The organism is Bacillus capparidis (assembly GCF_017832095.1).
GTDB classification, from domain to species: Bacteria; Bacillota; Bacilli; order Bacillales; family Bacillaceae; genus Bacillus; species Bacillus gobiensis.
In genome coordinates this window covers 799,508-814,367 of sequence record NZ_JAFDST010000002.1, presented here as the reverse complement: position 1 = coordinate 814,367, position 14,860 = coordinate 799,508, and the positions used below count along the sequence as shown (strand labels likewise).

General features: G+C 42.3%; 15 protein-coding genes. 8 read left to right on the top strand and 7 right to left on the bottom strand.

Going from position 1 to position 14,860, the window contains the following annotated elements:
* Window position 1: 1 nt before the first annotated feature.
* The 3 genes from JOC74_RS11130 to ssuD all read right to left on the bottom strand — a co-directional run bounded on the left by JOC74_RS11130 (window position 2) and on the right by ssuD (window position 3,310).
* Window positions 2-874 carry a carbohydrate ABC transporter permease gene (locus JOC74_RS11130; protein WP_053604650.1) on the bottom strand — a complete coding sequence of 291 codons (873 nt, stop codon included), beginning with the start codon at window positions 872-874 and terminating at the stop codon, window positions 2-4.
* Window positions 875-936: 62 nt separating this feature from the next.
* Complete coding sequence (locus JOC74_RS11125; RefSeq protein ID WP_053604649.1) at window positions 937-2,175, bottom strand: ABC transporter substrate-binding protein; 1,239 nt, start codon at window positions 2,173-2,175, stop codon at window positions 937-939.
* Between the two features lie 13 nt (window positions 2,176-2,188).
* On the bottom strand, window positions 2,189-3,310 hold the full coding sequence (ssuD, locus tag JOC74_RS11120) for an FMNH2-dependent alkanesulfonate monooxygenase (RefSeq protein ID WP_053604648.1): 1,122 nt from the start codon (window positions 3,308-3,310) through the stop codon (window positions 2,189-2,191).
* Between the two features lie 459 nt (window positions 3,311-3,769).
* Between ssuD and JOC74_RS11115 the strand changes: the two genes are divergently transcribed.
* Together JOC74_RS11115 and JOC74_RS11110 are read left to right on the top strand one after the other, a co-directional pair.
* Window positions 3,770-4,609, top strand: a complete 840-nt coding sequence (locus JOC74_RS11115) for an NAD(P)-dependent oxidoreductase (RefSeq protein WP_082364352.1) — start codon at window positions 3,770-3,772, stop codon at window positions 4,607-4,609.
* A gap of 183 nt (window positions 4,610-4,792) precedes the next feature.
* Window positions 4,793-5,782 (top strand): saccharopine dehydrogenase family protein, encoded by a 990-nt coding sequence (locus JOC74_RS11110; protein WP_053604646.1) that lies wholly within the window; start codon window positions 4,793-4,795, stop codon window positions 5,780-5,782.
* 153 nt (window positions 5,783-5,935) lie between these two features.
* Here JOC74_RS11110 and JOC74_RS11105 read toward each other — a convergent pair whose 3' ends face one another.
* Window positions 5,936-7,303: an amidohydrolase family protein gene (locus JOC74_RS11105; RefSeq protein WP_053604645.1), complete on the bottom strand. Its 1,368-nt coding sequence runs from the start codon at window positions 7,301-7,303 to the stop codon at window positions 5,936-5,938.
* Window positions 7,304-7,590: 287 nt separating this feature from the next.
* Between JOC74_RS11105 and JOC74_RS11100 the strand changes: the two genes are divergently transcribed.
* The 3 genes from JOC74_RS11100 to JOC74_RS11090 all read left to right on the top strand — a co-directional run bounded on the left by JOC74_RS11100 (window position 7,591) and on the right by JOC74_RS11090 (window position 9,934).
* Window positions 7,591-8,109 (top strand): GNAT family N-acetyltransferase, encoded by a 519-nt coding sequence (locus tag JOC74_RS11100; protein ID WP_053604644.1) that lies wholly within the window; start codon window positions 7,591-7,593, stop codon window positions 8,107-8,109.
* A gap of 139 nt (window positions 8,110-8,248) precedes the next feature.
* On the top strand, window positions 8,249-8,977 hold the full coding sequence (locus JOC74_RS11095; RefSeq protein WP_053604643.1) for an amino acid ABC transporter ATP-binding protein: 729 nt from the start codon (window positions 8,249-8,251) through the stop codon (window positions 8,975-8,977).
* Between the two features lie 456 nt (window positions 8,978-9,433).
* Window positions 9,434-9,934, top strand: coding sequence for an LURP-one-related family protein (locus JOC74_RS11090; RefSeq protein ID WP_053604641.1), 501 nt, complete (start codon window positions 9,434-9,436; stop codon window positions 9,932-9,934).
* 49 nt (window positions 9,935-9,983) lie between these two features.
* On the opposite strand, the gene JOC74_RS11085 is transcribed toward JOC74_RS11090, so the two are convergent.
* Window positions 9,984-10,346 (bottom strand): VOC family protein, encoded by a 363-nt coding sequence (locus tag JOC74_RS11085; protein WP_053604640.1) that lies wholly within the window; start codon window positions 10,344-10,346, stop codon window positions 9,984-9,986.
* An 86-nt stretch (window positions 10,347-10,432) separates the two neighbouring features.
* Here JOC74_RS11085 and JOC74_RS11080 point away from each other — a divergent pair, with 86 nt between their 5' ends.
* The 3 genes from JOC74_RS11080 (at window position 10,433) to JOC74_RS11070 (ending at window position 13,743) form a co-directional block, all read left to right on the top strand.
* On the top strand, window positions 10,433-11,620 hold the full coding sequence (locus JOC74_RS11080) for a class I SAM-dependent rRNA methyltransferase (protein ID WP_053604639.1): 1,188 nt from the start codon (window positions 10,433-10,435) through the stop codon (window positions 11,618-11,620).
* 406 nt (window positions 11,621-12,026) lie between these two features.
* Window positions 12,027-12,920: an ABC transporter ATP-binding protein gene (locus tag JOC74_RS11075; RefSeq protein ID WP_225970401.1), complete on the top strand. Its 894-nt coding sequence runs from the start codon at window positions 12,027-12,029 to the stop codon at window positions 12,918-12,920.
* Window positions 12,913-13,743, top strand: a complete 831-nt coding sequence (locus tag JOC74_RS11070) for an ABC transporter permease subunit (RefSeq protein ID WP_211086147.1) — start codon at window positions 12,913-12,915, stop codon at window positions 13,741-13,743. The genes JOC74_RS11075 and JOC74_RS11070 overlap by 8 nt, the downstream gene beginning before the upstream one ends.
* Before the next feature lie 44 nt (window positions 13,744-13,787).
* On the opposite strand, the gene JOC74_RS11065 is transcribed toward JOC74_RS11070, so the two are convergent.
* Both JOC74_RS11065 and JOC74_RS11060 read right to left on the bottom strand, forming a co-directional pair.
* On the bottom strand, window positions 13,788-14,471 hold the full coding sequence (locus JOC74_RS11065) for a CidB/LrgB family autolysis modulator (RefSeq protein ID WP_053604636.1): 684 nt from the start codon (window positions 14,469-14,471) through the stop codon (window positions 13,788-13,790).
* On the bottom strand, window positions 14,465-14,839 hold the full coding sequence (locus tag JOC74_RS11060) for a CidA/LrgA family holin-like protein (RefSeq protein WP_053604635.1): 375 nt from the start codon (window positions 14,837-14,839) through the stop codon (window positions 14,465-14,467). The genes JOC74_RS11065 and JOC74_RS11060 overlap by 7 nt, the downstream gene beginning before the upstream one ends.
* Window positions 14,840-14,860: the final 21 nt, after the last annotated feature.

Genomic DNA, 14,860 nt, shown 5'->3' with positions numbered 1-14,860 from the left:
ACTAGTAAGTAATCGAATTGGCGCGCAGCAGTTTAAATTGCACAATAGTCAATACAGCCACAATCAGCAAAAAGAACATCGATATGGCAGTGGCGTATCCAAACTGGTTGTTTTGAAAAGCAGTGTTATAGATATAGGTAGAAAGAATTTCAGTTGCATAGTTTGGTCCGCCACGGGTCATGGCAAAGATTAAATCAAACGCTTTAAAAGACTGAATCGTCGTATAGGCAATCACAATGGTAGCAGCAGGTGCTACGAGAGGCCATGTCACATGCCGGAACGTTTGCCATTTTGATGCACCTTCCAGCTGCGCTACCTCATAGAGATCCTCAGGTATGGTCTGCAATCCTGCTACAAAGATGACGATCATTTGCCCTGCATGAAACCAAACCTGTACAAGGGCGACCGAATAGATAGCAATCGTTTGATTTCCTAACCAATTTTGGGAAAGAGGATCGAAATTCAAAAAGTGAAATAGTGAATTTAATACCCCAATATTTGGATCGTACATAAACAGCCAGATAAATGAAACAGATACCGAGGATAAAATTGTCGGAAAAAAATACAGCGCACGCAAAAAAATATTTGTTTTCGTATTTTTTTTAAGAAAAAGTGCGAATAACAGAGAAAAAACAAATTGCAAAAGGACGACAACCAACATAAATTTCAAATTATTAGTTAGAGCCGTGCCAAAGATTGTATCAGTGGCCATTCGCTTGTAATTATCCAACCCTACAAACTCAAACGTTTCAGTGAATCCATCCCAGTTTGTCAAGGAATAAAATAACGATCCAAATGTCGGGAAAACAAAGAAAATTGCATAGATGAGAAACCCGGGCAAAATAAATAGATACAGAGTTTTGGAATATTTCATATTGGCAGACGACCTCTCTATGTTGAAAATCAGCGGAAGGAATCCCCCTCCCGCTTTTTAGGCTAATTCGAAATATTTTGATCGACTAGGCCTTGGGCTTTATTCGCTGCATCTTCAGGAGATGTGCCGCCTAATACATCTTGTATTGAACCCGTAACCGCCTTTTCCACATTGGCGTTGGTGATTGTGTACCTTGGCTGGAAAAGCGTCTTCTTATTTATCCACGGTTCCAATTTCTTTAGAGCCGGAGATGTATACGTTACATCATTGACGGTCACATGCTGTGCTGTATCATTGGCATATTCAGTAGCAATATCCTTTTGGCTTAAAAAGGATATGAATTTTTCAGCAGCCTCTTTCTTTTTTGATTGGTTATTTACAGCGAGCATAAAAGTAGATGTATGAATGCCTTCATATTTAGCCTCATTAGCCGGGACAGTAATAGGAGCTAACGAATCCAGTTCGATGTCGGGATTTTGCTGCTGGATGCTGCTAATGGAGAAAGAACCCATCGCAAACATTGCTGCTTTTTCTTGAGCAATCAAACTGATCGCTCCATCTTGTTTTGTTCCGAGAACATCGTTTTGAAAATATCCCTTTTCGTTTAGCTCATTTATTTGAGAAAGTGTTTTAACCCACCACTGATCTGACAATTTCGTATTTCCGTCCTGTAAATTACGCAGCGCGTTTTCATCAGGCTGGTTGTTCATGACCATACTGTTCATGAATTGGGCCGGTGCATTATCGCCGGGAAAAGCAATAGGAATATACCCATTTTCTTTTAACGTCTCACACAGTTGAAGGAATCCTTCCCAATCTCTTGGCGGCTTAAGATTCAATTTTTCAAAGATAGCTGTATTATATACTGGTTGATTAAATACAAGCTGATAGGGAACCGCCAGCTGTTTTCCGTCTTTTTGCCCATTTGTTATTAGATTTTGATTGTATTGTTTTACAAACGCTTTGTTCGTAAGGTCAGAAAAATATCCTGCCTTAGAGAGTAATTCAAATTGAGCACCTGGAAAGGAAGTAAATACATCTCCGGCCCCGCCGCCTCTTAACCTTGTCTGTAGGACAGTTGTATATTGGTCTGAGGGGATTACGCTCATTTTTACTTTGATTGTTGGATTTTCATCCTCAAATTTCTTTATCAGTTTGTTAAATACCTCAGCATCTTCTCCGCGCCAGTGCACGAAGCTTATAGTAGTTTGGTCGCCTTCATTGTTTCCGGAGGAATTCGAAGAACAGCCAGTAATCAAGAAAATAAAAATGAATGTTAATGCCAAAAGCAACTTGTGCATTTCGAAATCTCCCTTATTGTGATATTTTATCGGCTATTCTTTCTTCCGTATGAAAATCGGTATTTGTAAAGGTTTTATCTCCTTTATCCAAGTCTAATAGAGGGAAAAGTAAATCCGCTACTTGGTAAGCCTCTTCCAGATGAGGGTACCCGGAAAGGATGAATGTTTCGATTCCCAAGTCCTCATACTCTTTTAAACGCTCTGTCACCGTGTAAGGATCTCCTACTAGTGCCGTACCGGCGCCTTCCCGGACTAATCCGACTCCCGCCCACAGATTCGGGCTGATTTCAAGGTTCTCTTTATTGCCATTTTGGAGGGCAAGCATTCTTCTTTGGCCTTCAGATTCATGTTTGGCTAACGATTCCTGCGCGGCTTTGATTGCAGATTCATCTACGTATTGAATTAATTCATGAGCTGCCTGCCATGCTTTTTCCATCGTTTCTCTCACAATCACATGCAACCGTATGCCAAACCGAAGGGTACGACCTTGTTCGGCAGCAAGTTTTTTCATTTTCTCAATCTTTTCTTTCACTTTATGAGGCGGTTCTCCCCAAGTTAGATACACATCTACATGCTTTGCAGCGATATTTTGGGCAATTTCTGAAGATCCGCCGAAATAGAGCGGCGGGTAGGGCGATTGGACAGGAGCAAACACATTTTTTCCGCCTTCTATATCGAAATATTTGCCCGTATAAGTCACGCTTTCTTCGGTCATCATTTTTTTCCATACTTCCAAAAATTCGTTGGTGACCTCGTATCTTTCCGTATGATTTAAGTGAATGCCGTCTCCTTTGTGCTCAGCCGGGTTACTTCCCGTCACGATATTTAACAAAAGCCTTCCTCCTGACATTCGGTCGAACGTAGAAGCCATCCTTGCGGATAAAGTCGGCGGCATGAGTCCTGGTCGCAATGCAACCAAAAATTTCATTCGTTTTGTAACAGAAATTAGAGATGAGGCAGTTACCCATGCATCTTCACATCCGCGGCTCGTTGGCAATAATGCTCCATGGTAACCTAATGAATCCACTGCTTGGGCAATCTGTTTAAGATAATCAGGCGTTATTTCGCGCTTTCCAAATTCGGTACCTAGATATTTGTTGTCTCCGCCTGTTGGGAAAAACCAAAAAACTTCCATCTGTATTTCCTCCCCATGATGAATTGTCTTTTTTTATTCTGCTTTATGAAAAGAGACACTTGAGTCGCCAATTTTTCTTCTGGCAAACTTTATGAGAAGATAATAAACCTATTTTTCTTATAATTCAAGTCGGAATAATAGTGATTCAAAAGATTATGAGGAGAGTCAATTTTGATTTTTCTGCGTGTTTTTTAGGTCACATCGAGAGGTAAGCGTTTTCGCTTCGGGGTTTTTCTTTTTGCTTGCTGATCGTTTGAGAGGTCTAAAAAATAAATTGTTGACATTTACACTAATGACATACTTTAGAATTTAATTCGATCACATTTTGAAAGGAGTTTTTCCGTTGGAAAGTAACAATAAAAATGAGAAAGTGAACAATGAAAAGACGTATCAGTTAGTGATGGAACCGTGATAGCAGACAATGACCATTCACCTGTGACGGTCATCGGACTCGGCCCGATGGGGCAGGCGATGGCGAACGTTTTCCTAGATCACGGCCATGAGGTGACCGTATGGAACCGGACTATGAGTAAGGCGGACGAACTTGTGGCCAAGGGCGCCACCCGGGCGTCAACGGTCAATGAGGCGCTAACCGCCAACGAGTTGGTAATTCTAAGCCTAACGGACTACGATGCGATGTACGCCATTCTTGAACCTGCTTCTGAGAACCTGCCCGGCCGGGTTTTCGTCAACCTCAGTTCAGACACTCCGGAGAAGGCGCGCGAGGCGGCGAAGTGGGTGGGCGTACGCGGCGCCCGGCATATCACCGGCGGCGTACAGGTCCCGCCTTCAGGTATCGGACTTTCAGAGTCCTCCACCTACTACAGTGGTCCAAGAGAGGCCTTCGAGGCTCACCAAAAGACCTTGGAGATGCTGACTGGCAGCGACTACCGGGGCGAGGACCCGGGACTTGCTGCGCTTTATTACCAAATCCAGATGGATATCTTCTGGACGTCCATGCTCAGCTATCTCCACGCCCTCGCGGTAGCCAATAAGAACGGCATCACAGCAGAGGAGTTCCTGCCGTATGCCTCGAAGACGATGTCATCGCTTCCACAGTTTCTTGAGTTCTACACGCCGCGACTCGACGCGGGTAAGCACCCAGGTGACGTGGACAGACTTGCCATGGGCTTCGCAAGCGTCGAACACATCGTTCACACCACCAAAGACGCCGGTATCGACATTTCGCTGCCCGCCGCTATTCTGGAGGTCTTTAAGCGCGGCATGGAAAACGGCCACGCCAGTGACAGCTTCACCAGTCTGATCGAAATCTTTAAAAAGGACGGAGTAACTGCTTAGCGCCTAGTAAGTATTAAATATAGATGATCTTGATGGTTGTTTACTCAGCAAAACATTTACGAACATAGTGAAACTTTGTAACTATTAAATACAAAAAAGTTCTTTGTGTGGGGAGTAAAGACCTGCTGAAATGCAAGGTTTAACCCCTTATACCAGTATGGAATAAATAGTGGAGGAAACAGCATGACATTACGCATATTTATCGCAGGTGGGTACGGGATTGTTGGCAGCGCAATCGCCCGGCATATCCGGAAAGTCAGCAAGGACATTGAAATTGTGCTTGCAGGGCGAAATCCAGATCACGGCACGGCGCTTGCATTAGAACTCGGTAATGCCAGAACAGCTCTCTTGGATTTGAAGAACCTAGATGGATTAGACGATCTGGCGCAGTACGACCTCATTGTAGCTTCTTTGCAGGACCCTGCTGATTCCTTAATCCAGGCAGCTCTCGACAAAGGAATAGCCCATATCGGTATAACTAAACTTGCCGACGAGATTGCGTCTCTTGCAATTGCTGCATGGAGAACAAAACCGCAGCGCCCAATCGTTCCGCTGGGCCATTCACAGTCTGGAGTCATGACGCTAGTTGCGCTGAAAGCAGCTGAATCATTCAGCCGGATAGATTCGATTAATTTAGCAGGGCTCTACGATGACCGTGAATTGATGGGTCCGATGACAATCGGCGATGCTGAAGGATTCATCGGACGTGCTCTCCTTCGCAAAGACGGCAAATGGGTATGGGTCGATGCCAGTAAACACCAAAGAAATGTCCTTCTAGCGGATGGAAGCCATTTGGAGGGCCTTCCGATGGGATTGCTCGATACTATAAGCTTAGCAGCTGCCACTGGCGCACCCAACGTTCGTTTTGATTTCATTCAGGGAGAATCCATCGGGACCCGTGCTCGAGGTCAGGCATCGCAAGACCTTTACATTGAGATCGAAGGCATTTTGAAGTCCGGCTTACTGGCTAAGCGACGGACGGTCGTATCCGACCCTAAGGGCCAGGCTCATCTCACTGCCCTCGGTGTACTGGTCTCGATTGAGCGTATCCTCGGTTTGGACGGTAAGCCAGCTGCTGCGGGCGGGATTCAATTGCCTGAGACGCTGGTGTCTGTGGATGCGGCTATCGCACGGTTCGAGGAGTTCGGAGTGCGGATGTTTGACCATTCATGAGATCGTTTATGTAGTAACTAAAGCCAAATTTCTCAGTGTGATAAGCGAGAAATTTGGCTTTTTATATTTTATTTTTCATGACGTTGTATTTTCAGAGCTTACGTCTCCTTGAAGATATGTCCGTACTAATATGTAATAAAAAACGATTTCCACTTATATTCTCGGGACAAAAGTGTTATTTCCGAATGGAAAATTTATCTCGGCATCGTTCCAGTAGCGGTCCAATACAGGATCGACCCATCCGGCGCGTTTGGCGGCCAGCTTCAGCCAACCGTTTTTCCGATAAATCCAACGCCGTTCAGGAAGCATCGTGAACAGCTCTTCTGGCGTTGTTCCATCCAATACGACGAAATCGGCTTCGTTGCCGACACGAACGCCGTACCCTTCTATCCCAAGGATTGAGGCAGGAATTTCCGTGATCATCTGCAGGAGGGTTCGAATATCTGCGGGACTGCCCATATGTGCCGCGTACGCTGTCAAAAGTCCGATTTGAATGAGATCGCCCCTGCCAAAAGGGTGGAATGGGTCGTGAATATTGTCCGATGCTGTTGCCAGCGGGATTCCGGCAGCCAAAAGTTCTTTGACTCGAGTTATGCCGCGTCGAACTGGAAACGTGTCGTGCCTACCTTGTAAATACAGGTTGGCCCCCGGTAATGTCACGGCATCTATCTTGGCTTCTGTCATTCGTTCGATAAGGGAGCCTGCATCAGCGTCACTCATAGAAGCCAAAGAGCACAAATGGTCGACCGTTACCCGCCCGGAAAAGTCGAAATCAATCGTTCTTTTCGCGATATGCCCGAGTGTACGGACATGAGGATCATCGTTTTCGTCGGTGTGGAGGTCGATTGGACAATCATGCTTTTGTGCAAGACGAAATAGCCGGTCAATGTCCTGCTCTGGTGTCTCCGATAGATGAGGCGCGCCGCCAATTCCAGACATCCCCATTCGTATCGCTTCTTCAAGCACTTCAATTTCATCACTATTAAATCCGGAAATGGGCGTAAGCGGAAACAGTTGAAGGTCAACGTAAGGAGATAAAGCCTCCTTTGCTTCCAATGCAGCCTCAACGGTTCGAAGGGCGACAGCCGATCCGTATTTCACATGAAAGTCGAGGTGAGTTCGAATGGCAGTCGTTCCGAACGACACGGCTTGAAGTGCTGAGCGCATAATACGCAATTTAATTTCTTCCTTGGAAAAAGCGGGAACAGCTTCAGAATAATTCTGTACAGCTTCCCACAATGTACCCGACTTATTTCTCACTTGCGGCAGGCAAAACGATTTATCCAGATGCATGTGAGCATCTATAAGACCGGGGAGGAGCACCTTTCCTTGCAAATCCAACTTCTTCTCATTTTCGCCTATTCCGGTCATTGAATCGATAGGAACAGCATCTGGTGTAAAGATAAGATCATCCTGCTTATTAATGGACGTCCACTGTCCATTTTCGACCGATAATGAATACAAATGTTTTTCGTCGTTCATCGGTAATTTTACATTGATTAAACTCAATGAATGAATCATCACAAGAAGACTCCTTATAAAAAGATATTTATTTTTCCTAGCTAGTTGAATTGCTGCTGACAAGACGGCAGCCTTCAGAATGATAGTGGCTTTCTAGTCCCTAAAGCAACTATAGAATAGTGCAAATAATTGCACAAAGATTCTGTGATTTTATGTAACATAATCTTCGGTGGATCACATTTTGGAAGCCATTGTTAGATAAAAACGTGCGGCGATACAGAATGAATAATTTATGATAAGGTATAATAACCATAATAGTTGATTGATTTGGAGAGTGAAAAGACGAAATGAAGTTTCGCAAGGCAATTAAATCAGAAGCAAATAAAATCATTGATATGTATGATGCTGCAGTTCGGCAGATGAATAATAAAGGTCTCTATCAATGGGATCACAACTATCCAACCAAAGAAATCCTCCTGCAAGATATTGACAGGCAATGCTTATTTGTCATGGAGGAAGATGGACAAATCTATGGAGCCATTGTATTAGACGAATTTCAGGATAAGGAATGGGATGAAGTCAATTGGACCTTGAAAAGTGAACCATCTCTAAATGTTCATCGTTTGGTCGTGCATCCTGATTCTCAAGGTAAAGGAGTAGCGAAAAAAATAATAGCATCTTCTGAAGAGTTTGCGATAGACAACGGCTACAAACAGATTCGGCTTGATACATATTCTGAGAATACGGGTGCGATGAAGCTTTACTTAAAATTGGGCTTTAAAGAAATTGGAACAGTGGATTTCGGCAGAGAGAAATTGTTTGTATGCTATGAAAAGCTGTTGGTCAAGCAAGAAAGTGCCGGCTAATTCCTATTAAAACAGACGACGAAACACAGTCGTCTGTTTTTTAATGCAGACATGTTTAAACGTGCTATAGTAAAATAGACATATTGAAATCGGAGCAGATTCTCTTAAGTTTCTATTTAAAAAGGAGATTTGAATGTAGATGAGCATGATTACTGTAAAAAACTTAAAAAAATCTTTCGGAAGCAATGAAGTGCTCAAAGATATTAATGCATTAATTGAAGAAAAAGAAGTTGTGTGCGTAATTGGCCCTTCCGGCTCTGGAAAAAGCACGTTTCTCCGCTGCTTGAACAAACTTGAGGAGATTACATCAGGCGAAGTGATCGTAAACGGACATGTTATTACGGATCCTAAGATTAATATTAACGCTGTGAGGCAGGACGTTGGCATGGTGTTCCAGCATTTTAATTTGTTTCCTCATAAAACGGTCCTAGAAAACATCACGCTTGCACCGATTAAAGTACGTTCTGCTGATAAATCGTCGGCGGAAAAAATGGCCCTTGAGCTTTTGGATAAGGTCGGTTTGAAGGAAAAAGCAGGAAGCTATCCAAGCCAGCTGTCAGGCGGCCAAAAACAACGTGTCGCAATTGCACGCGCACTCGCAATGGAGCCCAAGGTGCTTCTATTTGATGAACCTACCTCTGCGCTTGACCCAGAAATGGTCGGCGATGTCCTTGAAGTAATGAAACAGCTTGCAAATGAAGGGATGACAATGGTTGTTGTGACCCACGAAATGGGCTTTGCAAGAGAGGTTGGTGACCGCGTCATCTTTATGGACGGCGGGTACATTGTTGAAGAAAATAAACCGATTGAATTGTTTTCGAATCCGCAGCATGAACGGACCAAGTCTTTTTTAAGCAAGGTATTGTGAGGATTTAGATCACAACAGAAGAAAAATAGATATGTTTACTAGAAAAAAGTGTTTCTTTTTGAAGAGGCACTTTTCACTTTGTTTTCCTAACAAGCATGTGGTTCGACCTCATCTTAACGATATTTTTACTGTTGTATTCATACCTAACGGAGGTTATGAAATAAGAGAATTATGAAGAGGGTGGAAATCAAATGGGGAAATTTTCGCAGAAATTATTAAAATATTGGCTTTCTATTCCTAGATGGTTCAAAGTATTCATTTTGAGTTCTTTCACCATTTGTTTCATATGGATATTATTCGTTAAAGGTATAAATACTTTGCTTGATTTTCGTCTTGATCTGGCAGAATTGATAATTTTCGCAATAGCCGCAGCTGTTGTTCTATATATTTTTAATCGAAAAAAAGAGTGAAACTTTCATTGCATTCGCTCGTAAAATGTAATAGAGGGGTGATTTAATGATCAGATATTTTTCCGACAACTTATTTTCTGCGGGAATCACCGAAATATATAATGAGAACAAAGAAACGACGGGGTATTTGGATTTGAAAAATGTGTTTACGTCGACTTTATCGGTAATGGATGCAGAACAGCAGGAATTGGTAAAAGGAAAAATGGGCTTTTTTGCTCACTGGACTGTATCGGATGCGAACGATAACAAACTCGGAATGCTAAAACAGAAATTTACACTATTCTCTAAAAAATATCACTACTTCAAACCAAATGGCGAAATAAAATATTCAATCGAATCAGAAGCTTTATCGAAAGAGTACGATATTTTAGATGACAAAGGTACGTTAGCTGCCAAATTTGAACGAGTAAGCCACTTCTTTTCATCACCGGCATATAAACTGCACGTAATAAACGATGGGTATTTAGAGGAAATGATTGCAATCGTTATGGGAGTAGGTAAGATGCAAAATCAAAATGCTGCGGCGGCAAGCTCCAGTACCACTTAAAGGCAGGGATATATCCTAAAAAGAAATCGAATATATCCCCTTCTTTTAATTATCCTCTTAATAAAAACTCGTTGCCATCCGGATCTTTGAATTGAACAAACGTACCCCATTGCATTTTTTGCGGTTCGCTGAGAAGTTCGACACCATTTTTCTTCATTTCTTCATAAAATTCTTCAATATTTTCGGTTTCAAATACGATGGAGGCCTGTTTCGTTTCGTAACCTTCAATCATCGATCTCGGATAGAGTACGAGTTTTGATTCCGCATGTCTAGGAGCCACTTCAAGCCAGAACGCATGAGGTCCCATAGGATGTTCGGCAGTGACTTCAAAGCCCATTTTTTCTGTCCAGAATGTTTTCGCCTTCTGCTGATCTTCTACATAAACAGCGACAGTTGCTCCTTTCAGTTTCATCTTGCACTATTATACCAATCGTCAAGAATGAAATTCAGAAAATATGGTACGATAAAGGCAACATATTTGATTGGAATGAAGCAATTGTGGAACATACAGTATCCTTGAAAACAAAAGCAGTGAAAAAGTTTAAGCAAGGCTATCCCTTGATAACAAAAGATGTGGTAAATCATTTGAGTGAATCAATAGAGGAAGGGAACGTTCTTAAGCTGGTTGACGAGCAAAACCGCTTTATCGGCAAGGGCTATTACGGCATTCAAAACAAAGGGATTGGCTGGGTTCTCACGAATGACGCCGGTGAAGAGTTTGATACAGCGTTTTTTAAGAGGAAGCTCCAAAAGTCGATAAAGGAGAGAAAGCCTCTATATGATAACCCAGATACGACCGCGTTTCGGGTGTTTAATGCCGAGGGTGACGGTATCGGCGGAGTGACGATTGACTTCTATGGTGGCTATTATTTAATTCAATGGTACAGCAAGGGCATCTACGAATTTCGTTCATATCTGCTAAAAGCAATGGATGAGCTTGTGGAGTACAAAGGGATTTATCAGAAAAAACGGTTTGATAAAGCCGGCCAATACGTAGAGGAAGATGACTTTGTCAAAGGAGAACGAGGAGATTTTCCGCTGTTAATTAAAGAAAACGGCATCCGTTATGCGGTCGATTTGAACGAGGGTGCGATGACAGGCATTTTTCTCGATCAACGCAACGTCAGAAAAACGATTCGCGACAAGTATGCAAACGGAAAAACCGTGTTAAATACGTTTTCTTATACGGGAGCTTTTTCTGTAGCTGCGGCCCTAGGTGGAGCTGTGAAAACAACGAGTGTCGATGTGGCAAACAGAAGCCTGCCAAAAACGAAAGAGCAATTTCTCGCCAATGGCATTGATCCTGATACACAAGAAATCAAAGTGATGGACGTGTTCGACTACTTTGGCTATGCCGTGAAGAAAAACCTGGCGTATGATCTCGTGATTTTGGATCCGCCCTCTTTTGCGAGAACAAAAAAACGTACGTTCAGTTCCCAAAAGGATTACAAGCAGTTAATCAAGGACGCCGTCTCGATTACTGCAAAAAAAGGTATTGTCATCGCTTCTTCGAACACGAGCTTAATCAGCATGGCTAAATTCAAAGGTTTTATCGAGACTGCGTGTAAAGAATCAAACCGTCGCTATCGTATTCTCGAGGAATTTTCGTTGCCTGATGATTTTAAAACAACGAAAGCTTTTCCAGAGGGAAATTATTTGAAGGTGGTCTTCTTTCAGGTGCAGTAGATGTCACGGTGCGGATCAATTGTGCAATAAAGCGGGCATTCTGTGCAAAAAAGTTGTGGAATCGTGCAATTAATAGGCTCTACTGTGCAATAAAATAAAGAAATTGTGCAATTAATTAAGTTCACTGTGCAATAAAGATACGCAACTGTGCAATTAAGCAGGCACCGGCGATTTTTTCCGTTTATATCGATCCTTAAGAAGTATGCATAATAAACTGTCTACTATATAGGAGTAACACCAATCGAACTATGCAATTTCCGACCTAAACAATCCCACTTGAGGATGACTCGGCCAGCCGTGCCGGAGCCATCCTCTTTTTAAACTTCAAAAATCAAAAACGATCATCTAATAAAGAGCGTCTAATAAATAGAAAAACAAATAAAGAGGTGTTCGGGGATTGATTACTGTGAAAGATATCCATAAAACATACGGGACACAGCCTGTTCTGACAGGGATGAATTTTACAATCGAAAATGGAAAGATTGTCGGCCTGCTCGGACCGAACGGATCTGGCAAAACGACGATGATTCGGCTGTTAAATGGAGTGATCCTGCCTGATCGAGGGGAAATGTCCATCAACGGCTTTAGCTCAACAATCGATGGACACACGATTCGCCAAATGAGCGGGATAGTAACCGAAAGTGCCGGACTCTATCATGAAATGAGCGGTGAAGACAATCTGACTTTTTTCGGAGAGGTGTACGGTATTAGAAAAGTAAAGGAACGTGTTCGTGAATTGCTGAATGAGTTTGACCTTTACGACCATCGAACAAAAATGGTTGGCGCTTACAGCACGGGGATGAAAAAGAGGCTTGCACTTGCGAAAGCTTTACTTCATAAGCCGGCGCTATTGTTTCTCGATGAGCCGACAAATGGCCTGGATCCAGATGGAATAAGAGACGTGATGCATTATTTAAAGAAGCTAAATCAAAATGAAAAGACAACGATATTGATCTGTTCTCATGTCCTGCACCAATTGGAGGATATTTGCGATTCATATATATTTATGGAGAATGGCCGGGTTTTGGCAGAAGGAGCTCTTCGTGAATTGGAGGAGACGTTTCAAACAGGTATCAAGCTGAAACTAGAAACCGGATTAAAGGTTGAAGGAACAATTTGGTTTGGCTATCCGGTTGAGCGCATAAATGAGTCGACTATCCTGTTTACCCTTCAATCAAAAAATGATATTTCACCGCTGTTAAAAACCATTTTAGAAAAAACATGGGTACATTCTGCTTCTATTGAAAACTTGAGCTTGGAATCAGTTTATTTTGAAGTCAGGAGGAGAAACAATGGATAAAAAAATAGTGTGGATTATCGCCAAAAAAGATATAAAGTCGATCTTGGCGATTAAACAGATCTGGCTGCCGATGGTGATTTTGCCGGCGGTACTTTGTGTACTAATGCCGAGCGTAGTCGTATATCTTCTCCAAACTGATAAATTTTCTGCTGTGAACGGGCTGGGCCAAATGCTCAAGCTAATTGGCCAAATACCGGGGGAGGCCGGGGAGACTGTAAGGAGCCTCGACAATCAAGAAAGCCAGGTGATTTATCTATTTGTGAATTATATGCTGCCTTCTCTGTTCCTGCTTGTTCCGGTGATTACTTCTATGCTGATTGCGGCGAATAGTTTTGTCGGCGAAAAAGAAAAAAGGACACTGGAAAGTCTTTTATTTTCCCCGATTGCGATCAAGGATTTATTTATCGGGAAGATGCTTGCCGCTTTTTTGCCGGCAATTACTTTATCGTTAGGAGGATTTTTGCTTAGTGCAATAGGGATCAATCTTCTAACGTATCGTCAATTTAATGGGACTTTATTTCTAACGGTAAACTGGCTGATGTTTGTTTTGCTTATAGTGCCTTCGATTACGATTTTGACAATCTTATTTAATATATTGATATCAGCCCGTGTTAAAGGATTTCAGGAGGCTCAGCAGCTAGGTGGGATTATTGTGCTGCCTGTTATTGGATTAATGCTTAGTCATGTGAGCGGTTTGTTTTTTTTCAGTCCTATTATTATCCTGATTATCGCTTTGCTGATCATCGCCGGAAGCGCAGTGCTGCTGTGGCGGATTGCCAAAATGAATGAGAGGCATATTTTGTTCGAAAAACAAGTGCATTAACAAAAGAAAAAAAGCCATTTGCTTATAGTTGCAAAATGGCTTTTTTACCATGAAATCATCGTTACTAAAAATGGAGCGGCACATAGCGTGATAATTGCTGCCAGAATCATTGATATGCTGGAGATGGTACCGGACACAGAGCTAAGTTCAAAAGCTTTGGATGTCCCTGCTCCGTGGGCACTCGTTCCGAGAAGCACTCCTCTGGCGATTTCGTTATCGATTCGGAAATAGCGTATGACAAGCGGACCGATGACGGAACCGAAAATAGCGGTCAGGATGACGAATACAGCCGTAATTGCGGGAATTCCCCCGATCATTTTAGAAACGTCCATTGCAATAGGCGTCGTAACAGAACGCGGCATCATGCTTTCAATTAAATCTGTACCAAGGTTGAGTAATTTTGCGATCACTATCGTCGAGAGAATTGCTAATATAGAACCCAGTGCAACATTGAACAAAATTTCCACCGCGTATTTTTTTAATACCGGATAATATTTGTAAAGCGGTATAGCAAAGGCAATCGTCGCAGGCTGGAGCATATTTGTTAAAAGCTGCCCGCCTTTATTGTAATCCTCATAAGATGTTTCCATAAGGAGTAATCCAGCCACTAAAAACAACGGTGTAACTAATAGTGGGGAAGTATAAAACCTTGGGTGTTTTTTATATACCTTTTTCATTACGATATATAGGGCGACTGTAGCAAGAAGACTAATGAAACTGATCAGCATATTTTTTTCTTCTCCTTTCGTTTCGCAATGAACTGAGTTAAACTCCCGGTAGTTACCATCACAAAAAAAGTACTCATAATAACAATGAGCAGGATGCTTATACCGTATTCTGACATTAATGTTTTATATTCGATAACACCAACGGCTGATGGGATGAAGAACAAAAGCAGTTCTCCAAGCAGCCATAATGCTCCAATCTCCAGCCATTCCACTTTAATCACTTTGAAATGAAGCAAAATGAATAGTACGATAAGACCAAGAATGCTTCCTGGAATATTTATGTGAAGAATTTCAACGACAAAATTCATAAATCGAGCAAAAATAAACAAAAGAGCGACCTGCAGCGAACCAATAAGAAACTTTTTCATTTTCAGCACACCCTTTCTTAT